General features: G+C 67.8%; 21 protein-coding genes. 14 read left to right on the forward strand and 7 right to left on the reverse strand.

All coding sequences use genetic code 11. From position 1 onward, the window contains the following. The 8 genes from C5F48_RS14110 to C5F48_RS14150 form a co-directional block, all read left to right on the forward strand. Nucleotides 1-514, forward strand: a 514-nt coding sequence (locus tag C5F48_RS14110; protein ID WP_146170602.1) for an ABC transporter ATP-binding protein, incomplete at its 5' end; no start/stop codon positions are given. A gap of 2 nt (nt 515-516) precedes the next feature. Next, nucleotides 517-1,191 (forward strand): RraA family protein, encoded by a 675-nt coding sequence (locus C5F48_RS14115; protein ID WP_107664544.1) that lies wholly within the window; start codon nt 517-519, stop codon nt 1,189-1,191. Between the two features lie 869 nt (nt 1,192-2,060). Then, nucleotides 2,061-2,501: a c-type cytochrome gene (locus C5F48_RS14125; RefSeq protein WP_107664546.1), complete on the forward strand. Its 441-nt coding sequence runs from the start codon at nt 2,061-2,063 to the stop codon at nt 2,499-2,501. Between the two features lie 136 nt (nt 2,502-2,637). Beyond that, on the forward strand, nt 2,638-3,141 hold the full coding sequence (locus C5F48_RS14130; protein WP_107664547.1) for a cupredoxin domain-containing protein: 504 nt from the start codon (nt 2,638-2,640) through the stop codon (nt 3,139-3,141). A gap of 311 nt (nt 3,142-3,452) precedes the next feature. Continuing rightward, a complete protein-coding gene (locus C5F48_RS14135) occupies nt 3,453-4,391 on the forward strand; it encodes an ABC transporter permease (RefSeq protein WP_107664548.1) in 939 nt (312 codons plus the stop codon). Further along, the gene (locus C5F48_RS14140; RefSeq protein WP_245941355.1) at nt 4,388-5,212 is read left to right on the forward strand and encodes an ABC transporter permease; all 825 of its coding nucleotides are present in this window, start codon (nt 4,388-4,390) and stop codon (nt 5,210-5,212) included. Before C5F48_RS14135 ends, C5F48_RS14140 begins: the two co-directional genes overlap by 4 nt. After that, nucleotides 5,209-6,894 (forward strand): dipeptide ABC transporter ATP-binding protein, encoded by a 1,686-nt coding sequence (locus C5F48_RS14145; protein WP_107664549.1) that lies wholly within the window; start codon nt 5,209-5,211, stop codon nt 6,892-6,894. Before C5F48_RS14140 ends, C5F48_RS14145 begins: the two co-directional genes overlap by 4 nt. Next, nucleotides 6,891-8,402, forward strand: a complete 1,512-nt coding sequence (locus C5F48_RS14150) for an ABC transporter substrate-binding protein (protein ID WP_107664550.1) — start codon at nt 6,891-6,893, stop codon at nt 8,400-8,402. The genes C5F48_RS14145 and C5F48_RS14150 overlap by 4 nt, the downstream gene beginning before the upstream one ends. 39 nt (nt 8,403-8,441) lie before the next feature. Here C5F48_RS14150 and C5F48_RS14155 read toward each other — a convergent pair whose 3' ends face one another. Beyond that, nucleotides 8,442-9,998: a D-aminopeptidase gene (locus tag C5F48_RS14155; RefSeq protein WP_107664551.1), complete on the reverse strand. Its 1,557-nt coding sequence runs from the start codon at nt 9,996-9,998 to the stop codon at nt 8,442-8,444. 146 nt (nt 9,999-10,144) lie between these two features. On the opposite strand from C5F48_RS14155, the gene C5F48_RS26570 reads away from it, so the two are divergent. Then, nucleotides 10,145-10,480, forward strand: coding sequence for a hypothetical protein (locus tag C5F48_RS26570; RefSeq protein WP_245941356.1), 336 nt, complete (start codon nt 10,145-10,147; stop codon nt 10,478-10,480). 64 nt (nt 10,481-10,544) lie between these two features. Here C5F48_RS26570 and C5F48_RS14165 read toward each other — a convergent pair whose 3' ends face one another. Both C5F48_RS14165 and pobA read right to left on the reverse strand, forming a co-directional pair. Next, a complete protein-coding gene (locus tag C5F48_RS14165; protein WP_107664553.1) occupies nt 10,545-11,990 on the reverse strand; it encodes an aldehyde dehydrogenase in 1,446 nt (481 codons plus the stop codon). 273 nt (nt 11,991-12,263) lie between these two features. Further along, nucleotides 12,264-13,433: a 4-hydroxybenzoate 3-monooxygenase gene (gene pobA, locus C5F48_RS14170; protein WP_107664554.1), complete on the reverse strand. Its 1,170-nt coding sequence runs from the start codon at nt 13,431-13,433 to the stop codon at nt 12,264-12,266. A gap of 84 nt (nt 13,434-13,517) precedes the next feature. Here pobA and C5F48_RS14175 point away from each other — a divergent pair, with 84 nt between their 5' ends. After that, nucleotides 13,518-14,381, forward strand: coding sequence for a helix-turn-helix domain-containing protein (locus C5F48_RS14175; protein WP_170139590.1), 864 nt, complete (start codon nt 13,518-13,520; stop codon nt 14,379-14,381). Between the two features lie 122 nt (nt 14,382-14,503). On the opposite strand, the gene C5F48_RS14180 is transcribed toward C5F48_RS14175, so the two are convergent. From C5F48_RS14180 to C5F48_RS14190, 3 genes are all read right to left on the reverse strand, one after another. Continuing rightward, the gene (locus tag C5F48_RS14180; RefSeq protein ID WP_245941357.1) at nt 14,504-15,607 is read right to left on the reverse strand and encodes a DMT family transporter; all 1,104 of its coding nucleotides are present in this window, start codon (nt 15,605-15,607) and stop codon (nt 14,504-14,506) included. 46 nt (nt 15,608-15,653) lie between these two features. Then, nucleotides 15,654-16,157, reverse strand: a complete 504-nt coding sequence (locus C5F48_RS14185; RefSeq protein ID WP_107664557.1) for a DUF2867 domain-containing protein — start codon at nt 16,155-16,157, stop codon at nt 15,654-15,656. A gap of 288 nt (nt 16,158-16,445) precedes the next feature. Continuing rightward, nucleotides 16,446-17,033, reverse strand: coding sequence for an amidohydrolase family protein (locus tag C5F48_RS14190; RefSeq protein WP_211314599.1), 588 nt, complete (start codon nt 17,031-17,033; stop codon nt 16,446-16,448). A gap of 38 nt (nt 17,034-17,071) precedes the next feature. Between C5F48_RS14190 and C5F48_RS14195 the strand changes: the two genes are divergently transcribed. The 3 genes from C5F48_RS14195 to C5F48_RS14205 are packed head-to-tail and all read left to right on the forward strand — an operon-like array spanning nt 17,072 to nt 19,524. Then, nucleotides 17,072-18,202 carry an acyl-CoA dehydrogenase family protein gene (locus C5F48_RS14195; protein ID WP_258186511.1) on the forward strand — a complete coding sequence of 377 codons (1,131 nt, stop codon included), beginning with the start codon at nt 17,072-17,074 and terminating at the stop codon, nt 18,200-18,202. Between the two features lie 35 nt (nt 18,203-18,237). Beyond that, nucleotides 18,238-18,972, forward strand: a complete 735-nt coding sequence (locus C5F48_RS14200) for an SDR family oxidoreductase (protein WP_107664559.1) — start codon at nt 18,238-18,240, stop codon at nt 18,970-18,972. 33 nt (nt 18,973-19,005) lie between these two features. Next, a complete protein-coding gene (locus C5F48_RS14205) occupies nt 19,006-19,524 on the forward strand; it encodes a flavin reductase family protein (RefSeq protein ID WP_107664560.1) in 519 nt (172 codons plus the stop codon). Between the two features lie 223 nt (nt 19,525-19,747). Here the strand turns inward: C5F48_RS14205 and C5F48_RS14210 are convergent, their stop codons facing one another. Then, nucleotides 19,748-20,764 (reverse strand): purine-nucleoside phosphorylase, encoded by a 1,017-nt coding sequence (locus C5F48_RS14210; RefSeq protein WP_107664561.1) that lies wholly within the window; start codon nt 20,762-20,764, stop codon nt 19,748-19,750. A 270-nt stretch (nt 20,765-21,034) separates the two neighbouring features. Here C5F48_RS14210 and C5F48_RS14215 point away from each other — a divergent pair, with 270 nt between their 5' ends. Then, nucleotides 21,035-22,237, forward strand: a complete 1,203-nt coding sequence (locus C5F48_RS14215; RefSeq protein ID WP_107664564.1) for a PepSY-associated TM helix domain-containing protein — start codon at nt 21,035-21,037, stop codon at nt 22,235-22,237. Nucleotide 22,238: the final 1 nt, after the last annotated feature.

Below are 22,238 nucleotides of genomic sequence, written 5' to 3' on the forward strand. Positions count from 1 at the left end.
CCCCTATACCGCGCTCGACCCGCGGCAGTCGGTGGGTGACGCCATCGCCGAGGGGCCGATCATCCACGGCCTGTCCCGCGACGACGCCCGGATCCGGGCGCTCGACCTGATCGAGGCGGTGGGCCTCGACCGCAGCGCCGCGACGCGTTTCCCGCACGAGTTTTCCGGCGGGCAGCGCCAGCGCATCTGCATCGCCCGTGCATTGGCTGTGCATCCCGATCTCCTGATCGCCGACGAGAGCGTTTCGGCGCTCGACGTGTCGGTGCAGGCGCAGATCCTCGATCTTCTGGCCCGGATGCAGCGCGAGTTGCAGTTCGGCCTTCTCTTCATCACCCACGACCTGCGCGTCGCCTCGCGCATCTGCGACCGGATCGCGGTGATGCGGCAGGGCCGGATCGTCGAGCAGGGGCCCGCCGCCGAGCTCTTCGCCAATCCCCGCGAAGACTACACCCGCGAATTGCTGTCTGCCGTGCCCGGGCGTGGCTGGCAGGACAAGCCCGCCCAAGGAGTCTAGCCATGAAGAAATACCGCATCGGCCCGCGCTCCGCGCCGCTCGACGCGAGCCTGCTTGCGGGCTTCCGCGAGGTCGAGATCGCCACCATCGGCCATTTCCGCCACCGCGGCTTCGTCGACCGCGCCCTGCGCCCCATTGCGCCGATCACCGGCCTTCTGGCGGGTCCGGCGGTCACCGTCGCCATCCCCGGCACGGATTCCACCCTGCTGCATCATGCGCTTTCTGTAGTCCAGCCCGGCGATGTGGTGGTGATCGACCGGCTGGGCGACCGCCGCCACGCCTGCCTCGGCGGCGGCGTCGCGTTTGCCGCCAAGGCCGCGGGGGCGATCGCCGTGGTGCTCGACGGCCCCTGCACCGATCCCGACGAGATCATCGAGGTCGGCCTGCCGGTGTTCTGCACCGGCGTCTCGGCGATCACCACCCGGCTCAACGATCTGGGCGGCGCGCTGAACCTGCCGATCTCCTGTGGCAACGTGCCGGTGATGCCGGGCGATCTGGTGCTGATGGACGCCTGCGGCGTGCTGATCCTGCCGCCCGACGAAGCCGCCGAAGTGCTGGTCGAGGCCACGGCGCGGCAGGCGAGGGCAGGGCGCAACCGCGGCAAGATCGAGGCGGGCGAGAAGCTCGGCGATCTGTCGGGGGCAAGCCGGCTGGTGGCGGCTGAACTGGAGCGGTAGGGGGAGGGAGCTGATCCCCGTCCGGGATCGACTCTCGCGGGAGCTGCACGATCGGTTCGGGCGCCTCAGCTACGACGTGACCGCGGTCCATTGCCGCAGCGGAAGCGGCAAGACGGTCCTTCACGCGCTGCAATCGCGTGAAGGACCAACGGGCTCCGCCCGCAGCCGGGCAGAAAAAACAGTTGCAGGTCAAGTCGATGACTGCCGCGCGATGGGCGCGCTGCGACAAGGACATGTGGCTCCGAGCCTCCGCCCCTGCCAATCCAATTGGCCTCTGTCGCGATGACGGTTGCGTGAGGGTCACTACCGGCAGATCGGGCAGGGATGTAGCATCATCGCATGATCAGGGTTTTCGCCTTGCCGCTTCTGTGCCTCGTCTTCTTGGCCCTCGCCCTTGCAGCGGGCCCGGTCTCACCCGCTTCGGGCCTCGAGCGCATCGCCGTGGGCGCGATAGCCTACTCCGCCGCGGAGCCCGAGCCATGTTGCCCGGGTTTCGGGCACGATAAGGCGGAACACACTCTCGATTGCGCGACATCCTGCGCGACCATGGCATCGGCGCTGCTCGATCCCGCCCTTCTGCCTGCCCGGGGCCAGAAGCGCATGCGCCTCCTGCCGAGCTGGAGCCGCCTGCCTGCCAGCCGTCCTCCGCCGCCGGAGGACCGTCCCCCGAGAACCCGTCTCGCTTCCTGAACCGGCCGGCGCCGAGTCGGCCTTGGCAGACATCCGCTCCATGCGGACCTTACGGGATGAGACATGCACACCTTTCTTTTGCGCCGCCTGCAGGTAGCTTCACCTTCGCAGCGCGGAACACCGGCAGCCTTGACGGGACGACGCCGATCACTCTTGCGCGCAGTGCCGGGGACGGCAGGATGAAGCAGTTTGTTCTGGGAGCGGGGTTGGCCACGGCCGCGGCCGCCGTCGGCATCTGGCTCCTCCTACCGGTCGCTGCCCCGGTTGCGGGCGATTCCGGCGCCGTGGCGATCGGGCAGAAGGTCTATGCCGCCAACTGCGCCTCCTGCCACGGCGCCAACCTCGAAGGCCAGCCGAACTGGCGCGAGCCGTTGTCGAACGGACGCTTTCCTGCGCCGCCGCACGACGCTTCGGGGCACACCTGGCATCATCCGGATGCGCAGCTTCTGGCGATCATCCGACAGGGCACTTCGAAGATCGTCGGCAACGGTTATCAGAGCGACATGCCGGGCTTCGCCGACATCCTGTCCGAGGCCGAGATGCGAGCCGTGCTCGACTACATCAAGAGCACCTGGCCAGAGCGCGCTGCCCAATACCAACGACAAGTCTCGGGCAACTGAGCTTTTCCCCGCCTGGCGGGCCCGGCATCGCGCCCGTCAGGCCGTTCGAAGACAAGCAGGAGCCGAACGGCCGGCTTCGAAAAGACACACCCGGTCGGTGGCGGAACGCCCTCGACACAGACAAGGGAAAGACCAGATGAAATTGTTGACGTTGACTCTCGCAGCCGCCGCTTTTGCCGGCGCCGCGCAGGCGGATGGCGGTCACCGGCATGGCCAGGATGGAAGGGATCTCCCGGGCGCCGCGGCAGCCTCGGCGACCGCGCTCGGCTTACCTGCGAGCGCGAAGGATGCGACCCGAACGGTGGCGGTGGCGATGCGCGAGACTGAGGACGGCCGGATGATCTTCGATCCGCCCCGTCTTGAGTTCTTGTCCGGCGAGACTATCCACCTCATGATCCGCAACGAGGGCGAGCAGGAGCACGAGTTCGTCATGGACAGCCTTGCCGCGATCAAGGAGCACCAGAGCATGATGGCCGAAATGTCGGACATGGCGCATCACGACGCGAATGCGCTGCACCTTCAGCCAGGCGACAGAGGAGAGATCGCCTGGACCTTCGGCGCGCCCGGCAGTTACGAATTCGCCTGTCTCCTCCCCGGCCACTACGAGGGCGGAATGCACGGCCCCCTCGTCGTCCGATAAGGCGGGCCCTGAACCAGGATGTCCGGGCGCTGCGGCCGGACATCCGCCGTGTGTCCTGCCTGCGCCAGCGACGCCGGGCGGCAGCTCGCCGGATGCCGCAGCCGGGTCGGCGCGGCCATTGCCCGCCTCATCGATGTGCAGCGACGCCGTGCGACGCCTTCCTGCGCAGCGCCGGCAAAACCGCCGGGAAAAGCGCCTGCTCTTGCGCATTCGGCTAGACAAAGCACCGACCACATGACCCTTTTCTGTCATGGGAGCCCGGCTCGCTGACGCTGCGTCCGGTCCCTCTGTTGAAGGAGACTGCCCGGCCCATGCATCGCTACCGCTTCGTCCTGTTGCGCCCCTTGCAGTTCCTGCCGGTCCTGTTCGGAATATCGATCATCACCTTCGTGCTGGTGCGGCTGATCCCGGGGGATCCGGCGCGCATCCTGCTCGGGGCGCGGGCGACACCTTCGGCGCTGGCGCGGATCCGGGCGCAATACGGCTTGGACGAGCCGATCTGGACCCAGTATTTCTACTTCCTGAAAAACCTTTCCGCGGGCGAGATGGGGCGGTCGACCGTCTTCAAGATCGACGTGCTGCCACTGATCGCCTCGCGCATCGAGCCGACGCTGGCGCTCGTCCTCACCAGCGTGCTGCTGTCGCTGCTGATCGCCGTGCCCTTCGCCGCCATCTCCGCGCGGCGGCAGGGGCGGGCGGCGGATCAGGCGATCCGGATCGTCTCGACCGTCGGCATCGGACTGCCGCCGTTCTGGCTGGGGCTGGTGCTGATCCTGGTGTTCAGCGTCACGCTCGGCTGGCTGCCGGTCTCGGGCTATGGCGAGACCCTGCCCGAGAAGCTGTCGCATCTGGTGTTGCCCGGGCTGACCGTCGCGCTGTCGCTCTCGGCGGTGCTGACCCGCAGCCTGCGCGCCGGGATGATCGCCGGGCTCGCCTCTGATGTGGCCACGGCGGCGCGGGCGCGGGGCATGCCGGAGGGCGTGGTCTTCTGGCGCCATGTGGTGCCGAATGCGCTGGTGCCGACGGTGAACCTGCTGGCGGTGAACATCGGCTGGCTGATCGGCGGCACGGTGGTGGTGGAGAGCGTCTTCGCCCTGCCGGGGATGGGGCAGCTGCTAGTGCGGGGGATTTTTTCACGCGACTACATGGTGGTGCAGGGGGTGGCGATGACCTTTGCCGTGGCGACGGTGCTGGTGAACTTTCTCGCCGATATCATCACCGTCGCGCTCGACCCGCGGGTGAAGCTGTGAGCGCGCTGGCGATGCAGATCGGCCGGCGGCCGATGCTCGGCTTCGGGCTGGCGCTGCTGGCAGGGGCGCTGCTGGTCGCGCTGGCCGCGCCGCTGATCGCGCCCTTCGATCCGATCTTTCAGGACGGCACGATGCGCCTGCAGCCCCCGAGCCTCGCGCATCTGTTCGGCACCGACAATTTCGGGCGGGACGTGCTGTCGCGGGTGATCTGGGGCGCGCGGATCGATCTGCAGATCGCGGTGCTGGGGGTGGTGTTTCCTTTCCTCATCGGCACTGCCATCGGCACGCTCGCCGGGTTCTTCGGCGGCTGGGTCGACGCGGTGCTGATGCGGATCATCGACGTGATCCTCGCCTTCCCCTTCCTCGTGCTGATGCTGTCGATCATCGCCATTCTCGGGCCGGGACTGAAGAGCTTTTTCATCGCGATGGCGCTGGTCGGCTGGGTCTCCTATGCGCGGTTGATCCGGGCGCAGATCCTTGTTCTGAAGACGCAGGATTTCGCGGTGGCGGCGGAGAGCCTCGGCTTTTCCCGGATGCGGATCATGTTCCGCCACCTCCTGCCCAATGCGCTGGCCGGGTCGCTGGTCTTCGTCATGTCCGACGCCGTGCTGGTGCTGCTGGGCGGGGCGGCGATCAGCTATATCGGGCTCGGGGTGCAGCCGCCCGTCGCCGAATGGGGGGTGATGGTGGCCGAGGGGCAGGCTTTCGTGACGACCGCGTGGTGGATCACCGTCTTCCCCGGGCTGGCCATCGTGCTTCTTGCCTTCGGCTTCAGCCTCGTCGGCGATGCTCTGGGCGATTTGCTGGGGGTGCGGGAATGACCGCCGTGCTGCGCATCGAGGATCTGGAGGTCCGCTTCCGCGACGGCGACGAGAGCCGGTTGCTGATCGACCGCGTCTCGCTGGAGCTGCAGCGGGGCGAGATCCTCGGGCTGGTGGGCGAGAGCGGGTCGGGCAAGAGCCTCCTTTGCCGGGCGGTGATGGGGCTGCTGCCCTCGCGCAAGCTGGCGATCACCCGGGGCCGGGTGGAGCTGGACGGGGAGACGATCAGCGGCCTGCCGGAGGCGGCGATGCTCGGCATCCGCGGGCGGAGGATCGGGATGATTTTCCAGAACCCGACGAGCCATCTCGACCCGGTGATGCGGATCGGCGACCAGATCGCCGAGGGGCTGCGGCGGCATCGCGGGCTGGGCAGGGCGGCGGCGCAGGCCGAGGCGGTCGATCTGCTGCGGCAGGTCGGCTTCACCGATCCGCCGCGGCAGGCGCGGATGTATGCGCATGAGTTTTCGGGTGGGATGCGGCAGCGGGCGATGATCGCCATCGCGCTGGCTTGCGACCCGGAGATCCTGATCGCCGACGAGCCGACCACCGCGCTCGACGTGACCATCCAGGCGCAGATCCTGCGGTTGCTCGCGGACCTGCGGCGGACGCGCGGGCTGTCGATCATCCTCATCACCCATGACCTCGGCGTGGTGGCGCAGGTCTGCGACCGGATCGCGGTGATGCGCAACGGCTCTGTGGTGGAGCAGGGCGAGAAGCGCGCGCTGCTGGCCCATCCGCAGCATCCCTATGCGCAGGCGTTGATCGCCTCGCACCCCTCGCTGCCGCAGGAGGATGCGGTGGGCGAGCCCCTGCGCCCGCACGAGGCGCCGCTGGTCGAGATCGACGATCTCGAGGTCAGCTTTCCGGCGGGGGGCGGGCTCTTCGGGCGCAAGCGCAGCACCAAGGCGCTGGCGGGCGTCAGCCTGCGGGTCGGGCGGGGCGAGACCGTGGGCATCGTCGGCGAGAGCGGCTCGGGGAAAAGCACGCTGGCCCGCGCACTGCTGGGGCTGCAGCCGGTGACGGCGGGACATATCGCCTTCGACGGCGCGGTCCTGACGCTGGAGCGCGCCCGGACGCTGGCGCGGCTGCGGCGCGAGGCGGCGATGGTGTTCCAGGACCCGTTCAATGCGCTGAACTCCCGCATGACCATCGGCGAGACGCTGGCCGAGGTGCTGCGGGTGCAGGGCAAGGTGCCGGCCGAGCGGATTCCGACGCGGATCGGCGAGCTTCTGGACATGGTGGGGCTGGAGCGCGATTTCGCCGCCCGCCGTCCACGCAGCATGAGTGGCGGGCAGTGCCAGCGCGCCGGGATCGCCCGGGCTCTGGCGGTCGATCCGACGCTGATCGTGGCCGATGAATGCGTGGCCGCGCTCGACGTGACCATTCAGGCGCAGATCGTCGCGCTGTTCCGGCGGCTGGTGCAGGATCACGGGCTGACGCTGATCTTCATCGCCCATGACCTCGCCATCGTGCGCAGGCTCTGCGAGCGCGTGGTCGTCATGCAGCACGGCCGCATCGTCGAGGATGGCGCCTCGGCCGAGATCTTCGCGCGTCCCGCGCATCCCTATACCGCGGCGCTGATCGCGGCCATCCCCAGCATCGACCCCGACCGGCCTCTCGGCGGTGGCGAGGCCGGGGCAATTTCAGAAACCGGACTCCAACAGGAAGGATTGACGACATGACACGCAAATGGGCCCGCGTCGGCCTGATCGCGCTGACCGTGAGCCTCGGTCTCGGCAGCATCGCCGAGGCCGCGGGCGTGCTGACCATCGGTCGGCGCGAGGATGGCACCACCTTCGATCCGATCGCCACGGCGCAGAACGTCGATTTCTGGGTGTTCTCCAACGTCTATGACGTGCTGGTGCGCGTCGACAAGACCGGCACCAAGCTGGAGCCGGGTCTCGCCGAAAGCTGGGATATCTCGCAAGACGGGCTGACCTACACCTTCCACCTGCGCGACGCGAACTTCTCCGACGGCACGCCGATCACCGCCGAGGATGCCGCCTTCACCCTGCTGCGCATCCGCGACAACGAGCTGTCGCTCTGGTCCGACAGCTACAGCGTCATCGACACCGCCGAGGCGACCGACGCGAAGACCCTCGTGGTCACGCTGAAGACCGCCTCCGCCCCCTTCCTGTCGACGATGGCCATGCCCGCCGTCTCGGTGGTCTCCAAGGCCGGGATGGAGTCGATGGGCGAGGAGGCCTATGCCGAGAAGCCCATCGCCTCGGGCGCCTTCACCGTCGAGGAATGGCGGCGCGGCGACCGGGTGATCCTGAAGAAGAACCCCGAGTTCTGGGAGGCCGACCGGGTCAGCCTCGACGGGGTGGAGTGGATCTCGGTGCCCGACGACAACAGCCGCATGCTGAGCGTGCAGGCGGGCGAGCTGGATGCCGCGATCTTCGTGCCCTTCTCGCGGGTTGAGGAGTTGAAGAAGGACCCCAACCTCAAGGTCTCCGCCGATCCCTCGACGCGGGAGGACCATCTGCTCTTGAACCACGAGCACGAGCCGCTGAACGATCCCAAGGTGCGCGAGGCGCTGGATTACGCCATCGACAAGCAGGCGATCATCGACACCGTGACCTTCGGTCAGGCGCAGGTGGCGAATTCCTACATTCCTGCCGGTGCGCTCTATCACAACGACGCCAACCTGCTGCGCCCCTACGATCCCGAGAAGGCGAAGGCCCTGCTGGCCGAAGCCGGGGCCGAAGGCGTGACGCTGGACTACGTCGTGAATGCGGGCAACGAGGTTGACGAGCAGATCGCAGTGCTGCTGCAGCAGCAGCTGGCCGGGGCGGGCGTTACCGTGAACCTGCAGAAGATGGACCCGAGCATGACCTGGGACATGCTGCTGAACGGAGAATACGACCTGTCGGTGATGTACTGGACCAACGACATCCTCGACCCGGACCAGAAGACCACCTTCGTGCTCGGCCATGACGTGAACATGAACTACATGACGCGCTACCAGAACGACGAGGTGAAGCAGCTGGTGGCCGACGCCCGGCTGGAGATGGACGCAGCCAAGCGCGAGGCGATGTATATGAAGATCCAGGAGCTGTCGAAGGCCGATACCCACTGGATCGACCTCTACTACAGCCCCTTCATCAACGTGAGCCGCGCCAATATCGAGGGCTTCACCCAGAACCCGCTGGGGCGGTTCTTCCTCGAGGATACCGTGAAGAACTGACCCGGCAGGGGCCGCCCTCGCTTGGGCGGCCCTCTTCTCTCAGACGCGGCTGTAGTCGATGCCGCGCGCCAGCCAGCAACCGAGCGTCAGGCCCGCGATCCCGCCCGCCGCATCGCGACGCAGCTGCAGCGTCCAGTCGCCGGGGGCAGGCGCATCCATCGAGCGCCGTGTCGTCACCACCCAGACATCGGGCCCCGCGGGCTGCACCCGCTCCATCGGCCCCTCGCCGAGCATGCCCGCGAAGCCCGTATAGACGCCGCCATCGCGCGCCTCGATCAGAAGATCGGCCTCCAGCTCCTCCGACCGATAATAGCCCGCCAGATCGCTGCCGTCTGCGACCTCCAGAAGAGGCAGGGGCCGCGCGCGGACCTGCAGATTGTCCGAGCCGCGCTCCATCACCAGATCCCCGCCGTCGCGGCGCAGGGCGACGCCCGGCCCCCGCGCCACTCCATCCGCGCCGAGGATCAGCCGGTCCGGCCCGGTGGCGAAGCGCAGGGTCAGCCCCTCGGCATCCTCGGCCACGCGCAGCAGGAGCCCGCTTGCTGGGTCGAGCCACTGGCCCGCCCAGCCCGCGGGCCGCTGGCCCTTCGCAGCCGCATGTCCCAGCGCCGCCTGCAGCAGCGAGGCGGCGGCGGCATGGGCGCTGGCCTCGTAGTTGAAGATCACCACCACCGACAGCCGCTCCTCCGCCGCATGGAACCGCTGCGCCCGGAAGCCGCGCAGCGCGCCGCCATGACCGGTGACCCGGACCCCGGCAACCGTCTCGTGCGACAGGCCGAAGCCGTAGCTCGCAGGCGTGCCATCGGCATAGCTCGGCGGCGCCGACAGGCGACGGTAGAGGCTGGCCTCGTCGTCGCACGTGGTGTCGATCCAGGCCTCATAGGCCAGCATGTCGTCGAGCGAGGCGGAAATCCCGGCATCGCCGATCCAGAAGATGCCGTTGTCGGCGGCAAAGAACCCGGTCGCGTCATTGCCCTCGTAGCCTACCGCGTCATCGGCGGGATGCCTTGTGTCGGAGGTCAGTTCGGCGCTGGTCATCCCGGCTGGGCCGAAGATGTGTTCGGCATAGAGGTCCGGCAGGGCGCGCCCGGTCTCGGCCTCGATCAGCTCCGACACGATGCGGAAGTTGCAGTTGCAGTAGGAATAGGCCGAACCGGGCGGGAAATGCCCGGTCTTCATCCGCGCGATCAGCGGCAGCGCATCCTCGCGCCGGAAGGTCTGGCTCGCCTCGGCCCCTTGCAGCACGGTCAGCGCCCAGTAGTCGCGCAGGCCCGACTGGTTGTCGCAAAGCTGGCGCACCGTCGGCAACGACCCGGTGAACTGCGGCAGAAAGGCCGCCACGCCGGCGTCGAGCTTCGCCGGATCGCCCACCGTCGCCAGAAGCACCCCGCAGGTGAACTGCTTGGAGATCGAGCAGATCGGCAGCCGCGTCTCCGCCTGCATCGGCCGCCGCGCCGCCAGATCGGCATAGCCCCAGGCCCGCCGCGCGATCACCTGCCCGTCCTTCACGACGCCCGCAACGCCCCCCGGCCCGGGATAGTTCTGCGCAAGCCGGTCCAGCGCGTGGTCGAGGGCTTCGGGGTCGAATGTCGTCATCTTCTCATCTCCAGGCTGTCGCTCCCGGCAGATTGGTCGAGCTCCGGAGCAAGAGCAACGCCCAATCCATCGGGAGCTGCCGCGCCGCCGCCCGGCGCTGCACATGCGACAGGTTCAGGCCATGCCCGCTCTCATCGCGTCAGCGTTTGCGTGATATTCGCCGCAGTCTGCCGCAGCATGGGCAGGGCGCGGACGAGCATGGCGCTGTCGAAGCGGTGCTGCATGCCGAAAATGCTCAGGGTCAGCGGCATTGCGCCCTCGTCGTCGAGGATCGGGACGGCGACGGCGCCGATGCCTCGCCGTTGTTGGTCGAGAAGCCCTGGCTTCGGATCCGGTCGAGATCCGCCGCGCCCACCGCGCAGGTTCCGCCGCAGCGGTCGCTGCGCATCATCGTCGCTCAGGCCGAGGCGCTGGGGATCGAAACGCCGGTCGGCCGGGCCCTGCTGCGGCTGGTGCGGCATATCGAGACGGCGCAGGGCTGAGGCTCCAGCCCCCGAGGGAAAAGAGGCCGCCTTTCGGGCGGCCTCTCGCGTTCTGCGGTGAGAATCAGAACGGGAAATGCTGGTGCGGGTCTTCGATGGTGACCCAGCGGGTCGAGGTGAAGGCCTCGATGCCCGCCCTGCCGCCGAAACGCCCGTAGCCCGAGTCCTTCACGCCGCCGAACGGCATCTGCGCCTCGTCCGACACGGTCGGCCCGTTGATGTGGCAGATGCCGCTCTCGATCCGGTCGGCGACCGACAGCGCGCGGGTGATGTCGGAGCCGTAGACCGCCGAGGAGAGGCCGTATTGCGTGTCGTTGGCCACCGCGATGGCCTCCTCGTCATCCTTGACGCGGATGATCGGCTTGACCGGGCCGAAGCTCTCGTCGGTGTAGATGATCATGTCGGAGGTGACGTTGTCGATCAGCGTCGCCGTCACCACCGCCCCGTCGCGCGTGCCGCCGGCGATCACCTTGCCGCCCTTGGCGACCGCATCCGCGATGATGCGGTCCATCTTCTCGGCGGCTTGCGGCGTGACCAGCGAGCCGAGCACCACCTTGTCGCGCGGGTTGCCGGCGGGCAGGGCGCTGGCCTTGGCGGCAAGCGCCGCGACGAAGCGGTCGGCGATCCCGTCGAGCACGATGATCCGCTCGGTGGACATGCAGATCTGGCCCTGGTTCATGAAGGCGCCGAAGGCGGCGCCGTTCACCGCGGCCTCGATATCGGCATCGTCGAGGATGATCAGCGGCGCCTTGCCGCCCAGCTCCAGCAGCACGGGCTTCAGCTGGGTCGCGGCCTTCTCGGCGATGATCCGGCCGACCGCGGTCGAGCCGGTGAAGTTGATGTGCCGCACCTCGGGCGCCTCGATCAGCGCCGCGACGATCTCCGCCGCATCCTCGGGCGCGTTGGTCACCACGTTCATCACGCCCTCGGGGAAGCCCGCGCGGCGGAAGGCCTCGCCGATGGCGAGATGGGTGGCCGGGCTCAGTTCGGACGCCTTGAGGATCGCGGTATTGCCGCAGGCGATGGCGGTGGCGACGGCGCGGGTGCCGAGGATCAGCGGCGCGTTCCAGGGCGCGATGCCGAGGCAGACGCCGAGCGGCTTGCGCTGCGCCATGGCGAGCGTGCCGGGCTTGTTCGCGGGGATCACCTCGCCGGTGATCATCGTCGTCATCGAGGCGGCCTCGCGCAGGATATTGGCCGCGAGCATGCAGTTGAACCCGATCCACGGCCCGGTGGCGCCGGTTTCCGCGATGGCGGTGGCGATGATCTCGGGAGTCATCGCGTCCATCTCGTCGGCGGCCTTCAGCAGCAGCTTTCGCCGCGCCGCGGGGGCGGTCGCCGCCCAGCCCGGGAAGGCGGCCCCGGCGGCCCTTGCCGCGGCGCGGGCATCCTCGGCGGAGGCGGCGGGCGCGACGGTGGCCACTTCGCCGGTGAACGGGTCGCGGCGCTCGAAGGTCCGGCCCTCGGCGGCCGCGGTGTCCTTGCCGCCGATCAGCATGGATATGTTCATGGTGTTCCTCTCTCCTGTAAACCTGTAGTCGCGAGGCGCTCAGCCGGGGCCGGTGAAACAGCGTGTCTCACAAAATCCGGCCAGCGCCCAGCGACCGCCGAAGCCGCTCATCCTGGCGCCGCCGAAGGGTGCCGGGGTGGTCGTCGATCATCGGCCCGCTGCTTTCCAGATGCCGCTGCGCTGCCCCATGGGCCACGCGGATCGGCCCTGAAAACCAGACCACGCGCGGACTCTGCCGCAGCGGGCCCGGAGGCATGGGCCGCCATCGCGCGCTCAGAACGGCATCCCCGTGTAGTTTTCCGCCATCAGCCGACGCGCCGCTTCGGAGCGTTGCAGCAGCGCCAGTTCGGTCTGCTGCATCCGCCGGTCGAAGCCGCCATGCTCGGGGAAGCTGTGCATCATCGTGGTCATAGACCACGAAAAGCGCATCGCCTGCCAGACCCGGGCGAGGGCGCGGGCGGAATAGCCGTCGAGCCCGGCTTCGGAGCCGGTGCGGTAGCGCTGGATCAGCGCCTCGCAGAGGTAATGCACATCCGAGACGGCAAGGTTCAGCCCCTTCGCCCCGGTCGGCGGCACGATATGGGCCGCGTCGCCGCAGAGGAACAGCCGCCCCCAGCGCATCGGCTCGGAGACGAAGCTGCGCAGGGGCGCGATGGATTTTTCGATGCTCGGCCCGGTGACGAGCCGGGCGGCGACCTCGGCGGGCAGGCGGGCGCGGAACTCGGTCCAGAAGGCCTCGTCCGACCAGTCCTCGACCCGGTCGGTCAGCGGCACCTGCACATAGTAGCGCGACAGCATCGGATTGCGCAGCGAGGCAAGCGCGAAGCCGCGGTCGGAGCGCGCATAGATCAGCTCGTCGGTCACCGGCGGGGTGCGCGACAGGATGCCGAGCCAGCCGAAGGGGTAGATCCGCTCGAATTCCTGCCGGAGCGCCGCTGGGATGCTCTGGCGGCTGATGCCATGGAAGCCGTCGCAGCCCGCGATCACGTCGCAGTCGAGCCGGTGATCCGCGCCCCCGTGCCTAAAGGTCACATGGGGCGCGTCGCTGTCGACATCGTGCAGCGCGACATCGGTGGCCTCGTTGAAGATCGTGGCGCCGATCGCGTCCTGCGCGTCATAGAGATCCTGCGTCACCTCGGTCTGGCCATAGACCATCACCTTCCGGCCACAGGCAGCGTCGAAGTCGATGCGGAACATCTCGCCATTGTCGGCCAGAAGGCAGCCGTCATGCGGGATGCCTTCCACGTCCATCCGGGCACCGGCCCCCGCCTCGCGCAGCAGATCGACGGTCCCCGTCTCGAGGATGCCGGCCCGGATGCGCGACAGCACGTAGTCCCGGCTGCGCCGTTCCAGCACCACAGTGGCGATGCCCGCCCGGTTCAGCAGTTGCGACAGGAGCAGCCCCGAAGGCCCTCCGCCGATGATGGCGACCTGTGTCCGCATAAATCCTCCGCCCAGGATGCAAGATTACGCGGTTGCGTCGGGGCGGGAATGGACGGAACGGGGAAAGTCTGGCACTTTTCGGACATGGACAGCACAATTCCCGCATGGCAGCTCTATGGCGAACGCCGGGTCTTTCCCGACGTGATGCATATCGAGCGCATCGTCGACCGGGCCGCGGGGCTGGAGTGGCGGATCGCGCCGCACCGGCATCTGGCGCTGCACCAGATCCTGTTCCTGCAGGCGGGCGACCTGCAGCTGACCGTGGACGGGCAGGGCATGCAGGCCGCGCCGCCGGTGCTGGTGAACATCCCGCGCGGCAGCGTGCATGGCTTCCGCTTCTCGGTCGGGGCGGAGGGCTATGTGCTGACGCTGCCCGCCGATGATTTCCCCGAGATCTTCGCTGCCGATGCGCCGACGGCTGCGCTGGCGCAGCCTCTGGTCATCGCGGCGCCGGAGGGGATCGGGACGGAATTCGCCCGGATCGCCGATCTCTACCAGTGCAAGTCGCCGCTCCGCCGCCTGTCGCTGCGCGCCGCATCGGTCGGGCTGGCCTGCCGGATCGCCGAGGCCGCGACCGAAGCGGCGCAGAGCCGGCAACCCGCCGGGCGGGACGCGGAGCGGGTGGCGCGGTTTCTCGACCGCGTGCGCAGCACGGCGCGCAACCGGATGAGCGTGGCCGATCATGCCGCCGCCCTCGGGCTGTCGCCGCGCCACCTCGCCCGGCTGTGCCGGGACCATGCCGGCGAGTCGCCCAAGGCGCTGATCGAGGCCGAGCTGATGCGCGAGGCCTGCCGTTCGCTGGTCTACACCCGCATGCCGGTGCAGCGCATCGCCTGGCAATTGGGCTACGACGATCCCGCCTACTTCGCCCGCCGCTTTCGCGCCCATACCGGCCAGACCGCCAGCGACTACCGCGCCGCCTTCGACGGGGGAGAGGGCGAGGCATAGGCCCGGTCCTGCGAGGGAACGCCCTCGCCGGGGCGATAGGCTATCTGCGGCGACGGTCCTGCGCTACCCATGTGGCGAGCCAGCACGGCCACGGCATCCCGCAAAAGGAGATCCCGGAACCGTCACTGCCGCAACGACAGGATTCCGGCGCCCACGATGAGCAGCATGCCGAGCAGAGAGGTCACGTCGGGAACCTCGGCAAAGAAGATGAAGCCCCAGATGACGGCAAAGCCGACATAGGCGAAGTCGAAGGCCCCGATCATCGCCGGAGGTCCATTCTGATAGGCGATGGCCGCGCCGATGCTTCCAATCAGGATCGCCGTCGCCAGCAAGGCCATGGACACCCACTCTGCCGGTCCCATGCCCGCCCAGGCAGCCAGCAGGAACCCCTGCCGCGAGGTCTCCGGCAGCAGAAGGATAATGGCCGCAGCCACGCCGCCGACGATGACGAAGCCGATGTTGAGCACGAGGGAAAGCAGGATGGGATCCTGCTGTCGGCATTTCGTGCGGGTCAGGATCATCGCTCCGGCATAGAGCATGGCCGAAATCAGCGGCAGGATGGCATAGGCGTTGAAATCCCCGGCCCTGGGGCGCAGGATCAGCAGGACTCCCAGAAACCCGAGGACCACGGCGGCCCAGGCGGTGCGTGAGATGCGGTCCCCCATGAACAGGGCCGAGAACAGGGTGATGAAGATCGGCAGCGTGTAATAGGCGGCGGCCGCCGCCGAAAGCGTCAGGTTGGGGAGCGAAAGATAGTAGCAGACCCACATGCCGACCAGCATCAGGCTGCGCAGGGCGACCCAGGGCATCGCATCGGGCAGCCGGAGTCTCCCCGGTGTTTTCGCGACCATGACCGCGACGAGGACCGGGATGGCGATCAGCGAGCGGAGCACGAAGATCTGCCAGATGACGAAGTTCCCGCTGGTCATCTTGATCAGCGCATCGCCCAGGGAAAGCGCAAGCACCGTCAGGATGATGGTGCTGACCGCCAAGGGGATGTTGTCGGTTTGCCCGCCCTGCTCTGGGTTGCCTTGTGCCATCCGGACAGTCTCCTCCCTGCGCTGCGGGAACTTTAGGAGAACATCCCGGCGTGGGCAATGATGGCTTTCGCCAATCGGCCGGGGATGCGGACTTCCCGGCTCGGGCCCTTTCGGACAAGACAGTTTGCGCGGCGGGCCGGACCTGCGCTCAGCTGCCCGAGATCGAAAGTGGGGAAGCTCAGACATTGGCGGCCATGCGGACCGAGGGGCAATCCGTTCACTGACGCGGCGCTCAACCGTCCGTGTTCGCCAGCTTCGGCTTTTCCAGGCGTCTTGCAATTCGCCGCAGCATGCCGCCGACAATCAGCTTATGCGCGGGACCGACCGGAAGCATGTAGGCGCGTCCGAATGCATTGTGCGTGACCACGGAAGAGGTGATCGTCAGCCGGCGGTCAGACGTCGAGATGCAGGTCATGACATCCAGATGGCGGTCCCGTTCGGTGAGAACCAAAGCGTCCGGCATCTCGTGCTCGACGAGGAAGAAATCCAGGCGCTCGCCGACCCGGACCGCGTCTTTCCGCTCGCCCGAGAAGCCCCCGATCTTCTTCACGCCAAACCGCGCGGATATGGCGTCTCTGATCCAGAACGCCGCGCGCAAGACAGGTTGCGGACCGGCGGCGATCAGATTCCATGCCTCAAGCGGGGAGATGGCGGCAGGAAGGAGGATCGAGCGCGCGTCGTAGTAATCAAGCTCTTCAACCGGGCGAAGGATATGGACGTTTTCACGCAAGATCATCAAGCGGCCTCGGGGGTACGGATGCGATTTGCACCAATCCCTGCACCGATAGGCCGTTCGCTCACTTCTGCCAATGGCGGCTGAGCGCCGCGCATTGAAGGGGCCGCTGCGGTTGAGCGGGATCGACCCGCAGCGGAAAGGCGATCGGGCAGCGGGCGGATGCCTCGGTGCACCCCCCCTCAGGCCGCCGATCAGGCCCGGATCGGCAAACCCAGGTGGTGGGTGACCAGAATGGCCCGGCAGCACGGCCGATCTGCCCCTGTCGCGCAAGGCGCCATGCCGCCGACTTCAGCCCTCGGGCAGGGTCACCGGCGCGTCGAAGGTGCGGTAGAGCTGGCCCCAGCCGGGATCGCGCAGATGCGCGTCCAGCCCGGACCGGGCCACCAGCTGGCGGGCGATGCGATTGCCTTCGGCCAGCGCCGCGCCCTCATCCACCGATGTGATGCGCCGGTCTTCCATCAGCATCCGCCCGTCAACCATCACCGTTTCCACATCATGCCCGACCGCCTGGGCGATCATGCGATGGACCGGCTGCCAATCCGGGGTCAGATGCGGGGCGCGCATGTCCAGCACCACGATATCGGCCTTCTTGCCCGGCTCCAGCGAGCCGATCTCGTGATCCAGCCCCAGCACCTTCGCTGCGTCGATGGTGATCATCTCCAGCACCTTGCCGGGCGGGAAGAAATAGCGGTCATGGCCGCGCAGCACATGCTGGACCGACTGGAACAGCCGCGCGGTCTGCAGCAGGTCGAAGAAGCGGTTCGGCGCGGTGCCGTCGGTGGTCACGGCCAGCGTGATGCCGCGGGCCATCATCTCCACCACAGGCGTGTTGCGGCCCGGAGGCGCATGGGTGACCGGCGTGCCGGTCTCGGCCAAGATGTCGATCTCTCGAGCGCGCCCGCCGTATCGCCCCCATCGTCCGGGCCGAGGCCGCAGCCTCGGAAGCGCTCGGCACCATGACGCCCAAAGTCGTGCAGGCCATGAAGGACGCCGGACTGTTCTGGATGCTGCTCGAGGCCAAGGCAGGCGGCTTTCAGGCGCCGATGGTCGATTGCATGGAGGCCTGGGAAGAGATCGCGGCGGCCGACGGATCGGCGGGATGGTCGCTGATGGCGAATTCCACCGGCACCGCCGTGCCCTATGCCTTCTGCAGCGACGAGGCGGTGGCCGAGATCTATGGTGGCCCGGAGAAGCCGATCATGGCCGGGATGCTTGGGCCGGGCGGCATGGCGGTCGAGACTAACGGCGCGCTGCAGGGCAGCGGCAAGTATCGTTTTGGCAGCGGTTCGCTGCACGCGACCTGGGTCGGGTCGGGCATGTTCGTCATGGACGACAAGGCAATGCGCAAGCTGCCCGACGGCTCGCCGGTGGTGCGGGTCTGCTGGCGCCCGCGCGAAGAGGTGAAGTTCGAGCATGAATGGGACGTGATGGGTCTGCGCGGCACCGGCAGCGTCGATTACAGCCTGACCGATGTGACGGTCCCGGAGGGCTTTCACCACGAGCGGAGCATCACCCGCAGCCCGCGCGACTGGCGGCTCTACGATATCGGCATAGCCGGTCTCGCCTGCGCCGGGCACACGGGCTTCGCCCTCGGCGTGATGCGGCGCGCGCTGGAGGAGATCACCCGCATCGCTTTCGGCAAGAAGCGCCCAGCCTATGCCACCGTGCTGGGAGAGCAGCCGGTGTTCCGTCACGACTTCGCCTATCACGAGGCATCGTATCACGCCGCCCGCGATTTCACCCTGCGCTTCTATGGCGAGATTCAGGACCATCTGGAAGCCGGCGGCGAACTGACCCCGGCGATGCGGGCGCGCTTCCGGCAGAACTGCATCTTCGTGCACAAGGTCGCCTCGGAGGTCGTGCGCTTCTGTCACGTGATGGGTGGTTCGGAATCGCTCCGCAACCCAAGCGACCTGGGCCGCTGCATGCGCGACATCCATGTGGCCACCCAGCACATCTTCGTCGACACCATCGCCATGCAGGACATTGCGGTGCCGATCCTCGCCGAATGGCAGGGTTTCGCGACCCGGCAGGCCGCTGTCTGAGGCCGGGCGGAGGGGCGACAGCCTTGAGAGAGGCCATGTCCGCGGTGTTCGATCTGTCTGGCAAGGTGGCCATCGTCACCGGAGCGGCGATGGCCGCGGCCGGGGCCGTCGTTACTCTGACCGGTCGCAGCGCCGAGCCGCTGGACCAAGTCGCCTTGGCGATCCGGGAGGCGGGGGGGCAGGCCGACTGCGAGCTGTGCGACGTGACCCGCCGCGCCGACATCGACGCGCTGGTCGCGAGGGTCGAGCAGCGGCACGATCGCGTCGACATCCTCGTGAACAACGCGGGCATCGCCGCTCGCTCGGCCTTCGTCGACGTCACTGACGGAGATCGGGCGGCGATGGTCGAAACCCATATGACCGGCCCGTTCATGGCCTGCCGCGCGGTTCTGCCGGGGATGATCGCGCGCAAGGCGGGCAAGATCATCAACACGGTGTCGGTTCTGGGCGAACTGGGCCGTCCTTGGGTCGTGCCCTACGCCAGCGCCACGGGTGGGCTCCGTATGCTGACGCGGGCGCTGGCCGCCGAGGTTGCGGGGGCGAATGTCCAGGTGAACGGCATCGGTCCGGGCTATTTCCTGACCGGCATGAACGAAGCCATCGTGCAGGATCCCGCGCTTTACGAGGATCGGGTGACCCGCGTCCCGGCGCGTCGCTGGCGGGAGCCAGACGAACTGGGTGGCACGGTGATCTATTTGGCCTCGAAGGCCTCGGACTACATGTCCGGCAAGATCCTGTACGGCGACGGCGGGCTTTCCGCCTCGTTCTGAACCGCATGTGATTTCAAGCCACGGGGTATAGCGATGACCGCCACCGAGAAGACCAACATAGGATCGGCCGAGTTTCGGGAAGCGATGTGCCGTCACGCTGCCGGCGTCGCCTTGGTGACGACACGGACCGTCGATGGCCGACCGCTTGGCATGCTCGCCACCGCAGTCACTTCTGTCACCGCCGACCCTCCGACAATCCTGGTCTGCATCAACAGCGGGGCATCGATGCATGCCGATGTCAGCCGCGGCGGGGTTTTCGCAGTGAACTTCCTGGCGGAAAGTCACCGTCGGATAGCCGATCGGTTCGCCAGCCCTGAGGCGCGCGACCAGCGCTTCCAATCTGGCGATTGGGGCATTGCGGAGACTGGATCTCCGGTCCTCATGGGCGCAATGGCCGTCCTCGACTGCCAGGTCGGCCAGATCGAAGAGGTCGGCACACATAGCGTCCTCTTTGGGCGCGTTGTGGAGACTGTGATCGGCACCGAGGTTGACTACTCCCCGATGGTCTATTTCGAGCGACGCTACCGCGCGCTTTCCGGCAGCCGGTTATAGTCAGCGATTGTGCCGTGGCGGTGAAGAGAGCCGCCGCGGTCGTCTGATCGTGCGCACCAGGGGCGGCATGAACGCCAAGCCACCCCAGATGCCGATGGGCGACCGATTCGGTTCTTCCTGATGACGGCGCGACGGCCGGCACAAGCCTGACCTGCTGCGTTACAGAAGCAGGAACCCGGGGCGGGGCAAGGCGGAACGCCCTGCCTCGCCCCGTTCCGGCCCGTCACTCCCGCGGCAGCCCCTTGGAGAAGCGGTCCCAGTCGGCTATCACCGTCTCGGCGAAGGCCCGCCCCACGCGATAAGCATTTTCGGTCGCGGGACCGAAGCCGCCCGATTTCGCGGAGAGCGAGGCCGCGGTTTCCTGTCCCTCGGCGGCCCGGTCGAAGTTCGAGGCGGTCCGCAGCACCGCCACGCGGTCCATGTCCAGCCGTCCGGCCTCGGCTGCCCGCGACAGGGCGGTGAGCGTCGCGTTGTCCTCCATCTGGCTCATGCAGTAGTCGGCTGCTCCGTCGGTCAACAGCCCGGCGTGATCGGCAACCTCCTGTGCGATGGTTGCGCCATGCCAATAGGTGTCAGCGGATACCGAGGCGCAGATCATCACCTGCGGAGCCGCCTTGGCCGCATCCTGGGTGTAGGTGGCGCGGTACGCCGCCGCCTCGTCGCCATCGGCGAGTTCGACAGCCTTGGTCGCCTCATAGGCGGCGGCGACCAGCGCCGGGTTGAGCGTGAAGACCTCGGTGCCTGCGGCCCAGCCGGGCTTCTCTCCGGGAGCCTTCGCCCCCAGTTCGACGATCTGGCTGGTCCAGCCCTCCGGCGCGTCGCGGCTGTCGATGCGGTGCACCAGCCCTGCATCCACAACGTGATCGGCCCATGCCGCCGAGCCGAGCGTGCCGTTCGCAGGGTCGACCCCGGCGATGCCCGCGATCAGGACATAGGACTGCGACAGATCCAGCTGGTCGGAGAACCCGACGGCCATGGCCGAGCTGGCGGCGTTGGCATAGCCCATCGTCGTGGTCATCACGCAGAGATCCGCGTTGCAGGACAGCGCGTTGAAGTCCTTCGGCAGGCCGGGGACGACGATCTTCTCGGGCAGGTCGAGGCTCTTCAACCACGGCGCCGCCTCGGCTTCGAACATCGCCATCACCAGAACCTTCGGCGCGAAGGCTTCGGCGGCGAGAGTCGGGGTGGCGGCGATCGTCGCCATTAGGGCCACGCCGCGTTTCAGGGTTTTCAGCATCATCAGTCGGCTCCGGATCAAGGGGTGGGACGCGTCTAGCCCCTACGGCAGCCACATACCACAGGAAGCGATGCTGCGGCAGGCTTGAGACGATGCCGCTGCCTGAGGAAAGGGCAAGCTGCGGGAGTTTTCGGCAAGGGCGAGAGGCAGGCAGCCGCCTGGAACGACATCCCGCAGAGGGCACTGCAGCGCGGATCTGGCGGGCGCGAGAAACATACTGTTCTTGTCAGGAATCTTTGCTATAGAGAGGCCGATGACGAATAGGTGAACGCCATGCCCCACGAGGCGCAGATAAAATCCGTGACCCCCAAGCGCTCGAAGGGCAGTCTGGCCAAGCTGTGGCTGCTGCTGCATGGCTGGATCGCGCTGCCGCTCTGGGCCTATGTCTTCTTCATCTGCGTCACCGGCACCCTTGCTACGGTCAGTCACGAGCTTGTCTGGCTCGCCGATCCGGCGGTCCGCGCCAGCAAGCCCGATGGGGCCGGGGAGCGGCTGGGGACCGACGCGCTGGTCGAGGCCGTCCTGGCGCAAAGACCGGGCGACGCGCTCGTCTGGGTCGGCTGGCCCGTCGAGAACCATTTCGCGCCCACGGTCTCGGTGCGCGATGCGGAGGGGCGGGAGGCGACGCTCTACGTCAATCCCTACGACGGCCGGGTGCAGGGCGAGGCGGGGACGGTCAGCTTCCGCTACTTCCTGCGCGCCCTGCATGGCTGGCTGTTCCTGCCCTTCACCAATGGCTATTCTTGGGGCTGGTACGCCGTCTCGATCCTCGGCATCCCAATGCTCGGGTCGCTGGTGACCGGGATCCTCGTCTACAAGAAGTTCTGGCGCGCCTATGCCAAGCCCCGGCTGCGGATCGGCAAGGGAGCGCGGATCTTCTGGGGCGACTTCCACCGCCTGGCGGGCATCTGGTCGATCCCCTTCATCGCCATCATGTCGGTCACCGCGATCTGGTTCCTGGTCGAGGCGGTGCTGTCGGATGTGGGCGTCACCGTTTCGACCTCGGGCGTCCCCACCGTGCTGCCCCGCGAGAGCGTGCCGCAGGTGGCCGAGCGGTCGGACCTGTCGCCGCTGAGCCTCGATGCGGCCATCGCTGCCGCCCGGTCGGTGCATCCCGGCATGAAGCTGGACAGCCTCTGGATGCCCTCGAACGCCTTCGCGCCGCTGGAGATCTACGGGCGCGGATCCTATCCGCTGCTGTTCGAGAGCGCCGCGATCAACCCCTATGACGGGGAGGTGGTGAAGCTGCGCCGGCTTGCCGATTACAGCGCGGTCGAACTGGTCACTGGTTCGATGCGCCCGCTGCATACCGGCGATTTTCTGGGGGTCTGGCTGAAGCTGGTGTATTTTCTGTTCGGGATCCTGTTGTCGATGATGACGCTGTCCGGAATGCTGATCTGGACGAAGCGCACGGCGGGGCAGACGGCGGTCTTTGTCGCCGAACGCCGCCGCACCCGGCTGGAGCCGGCGGAATGAG

Origin of the sequence: Cereibacter changlensis JA139, assembly GCF_003034985.1 — a bacterium.
GTDB classification, from domain to species: Bacteria; Pseudomonadota; Alphaproteobacteria; order Rhodobacterales; family Rhodobacteraceae; genus Cereibacter; species Cereibacter changlensis.

What these genes read in the sequence shown, in the direction of transcription:
- C5F48_RS14115 (WP_107664544.1), top strand. Translation starts at nt 517, where the DNA reads ATGAAGAAATACCGCATCGGCCCGCGCTCCGCGCCGCTCGACGCGAGC.
- C5F48_RS14125 (WP_107664546.1), top strand. Translation starts at nt 2,061, where the DNA reads ATGAAGCAGTTTGTTCTGGGAGCGGGGTTGGCCACGGCCGCGGCCGCC.
- C5F48_RS14130 (WP_107664547.1), top strand. Translation starts at nt 2,638, where the DNA reads ATGAAATTGTTGACGTTGACTCTCGCAGCCGCCGCTTTTGCCGGCGCC.
- C5F48_RS14135 (WP_107664548.1), top strand. Translation starts at nt 3,453, where the DNA reads ATGCATCGCTACCGCTTCGTCCTGTTGCGCCCCTTGCAGTTCCTGCCG.
- C5F48_RS14145 (WP_107664549.1), top strand. Translation starts at nt 5,209, where the DNA reads ATGACCGCCGTGCTGCGCATCGAGGATCTGGAGGTCCGCTTCCGCGAC.
- C5F48_RS14150 (WP_107664550.1), top strand. Translation starts at nt 6,891, where the DNA reads ATGACACGCAAATGGGCCCGCGTCGGCCTGATCGCGCTGACCGTGAGC.
- C5F48_RS14155 (WP_107664551.1), bottom strand. Translation starts at nt 9,998, where the DNA reads ATGACGACATTCGACCCCGAAGCCCTCGACCACGCGCTGGACCGGCTT.
- C5F48_RS14165 (WP_107664553.1), bottom strand. Translation starts at nt 11,990, where the DNA reads ATGAACATATCCATGCTGATCGGCGGCAAGGACACCGCGGCCGCCGAG.
- pobA (WP_107664554.1), bottom strand. Translation starts at nt 13,433, where the DNA reads ATGCGGACACAGGTCGCCATCATCGGCGGAGGGCCTTCGGGGCTGCTC.
- C5F48_RS14175 (WP_170139590.1), top strand. Translation starts at nt 13,518, where the DNA reads ATGGACAGCACAATTCCCGCATGGCAGCTCTATGGCGAACGCCGGGTC.
- C5F48_RS14180 (WP_245941357.1), bottom strand. Translation starts at nt 15,607, where the DNA reads ATGTCTGAGCTTCCCCACTTTCGATCTCGGGCAGCTGAGCGCAGGTCC.
- C5F48_RS14185 (WP_107664557.1), bottom strand. Translation starts at nt 16,157, where the DNA reads ATGATCTTGCGTGAAAACGTCCATATCCTTCGCCCGGTTGAAGAGCTT.
- C5F48_RS14200 (WP_107664559.1), top strand. Translation starts at nt 18,238, where the DNA reads ATGTCCGCGGTGTTCGATCTGTCTGGCAAGGTGGCCATCGTCACCGGA.
- C5F48_RS14205 (WP_107664560.1), top strand. Translation starts at nt 19,006, where the DNA reads ATGACCGCCACCGAGAAGACCAACATAGGATCGGCCGAGTTTCGGGAA.
- C5F48_RS14210 (WP_107664561.1), bottom strand. Translation starts at nt 20,764, where the DNA reads ATGATGCTGAAAACCCTGAAACGCGGCGTGGCCCTAATGGCGACGATC.
- C5F48_RS14215 (WP_107664564.1), top strand. Translation starts at nt 21,035, where the DNA reads ATGCCCCACGAGGCGCAGATAAAATCCGTGACCCCCAAGCGCTCGAAG.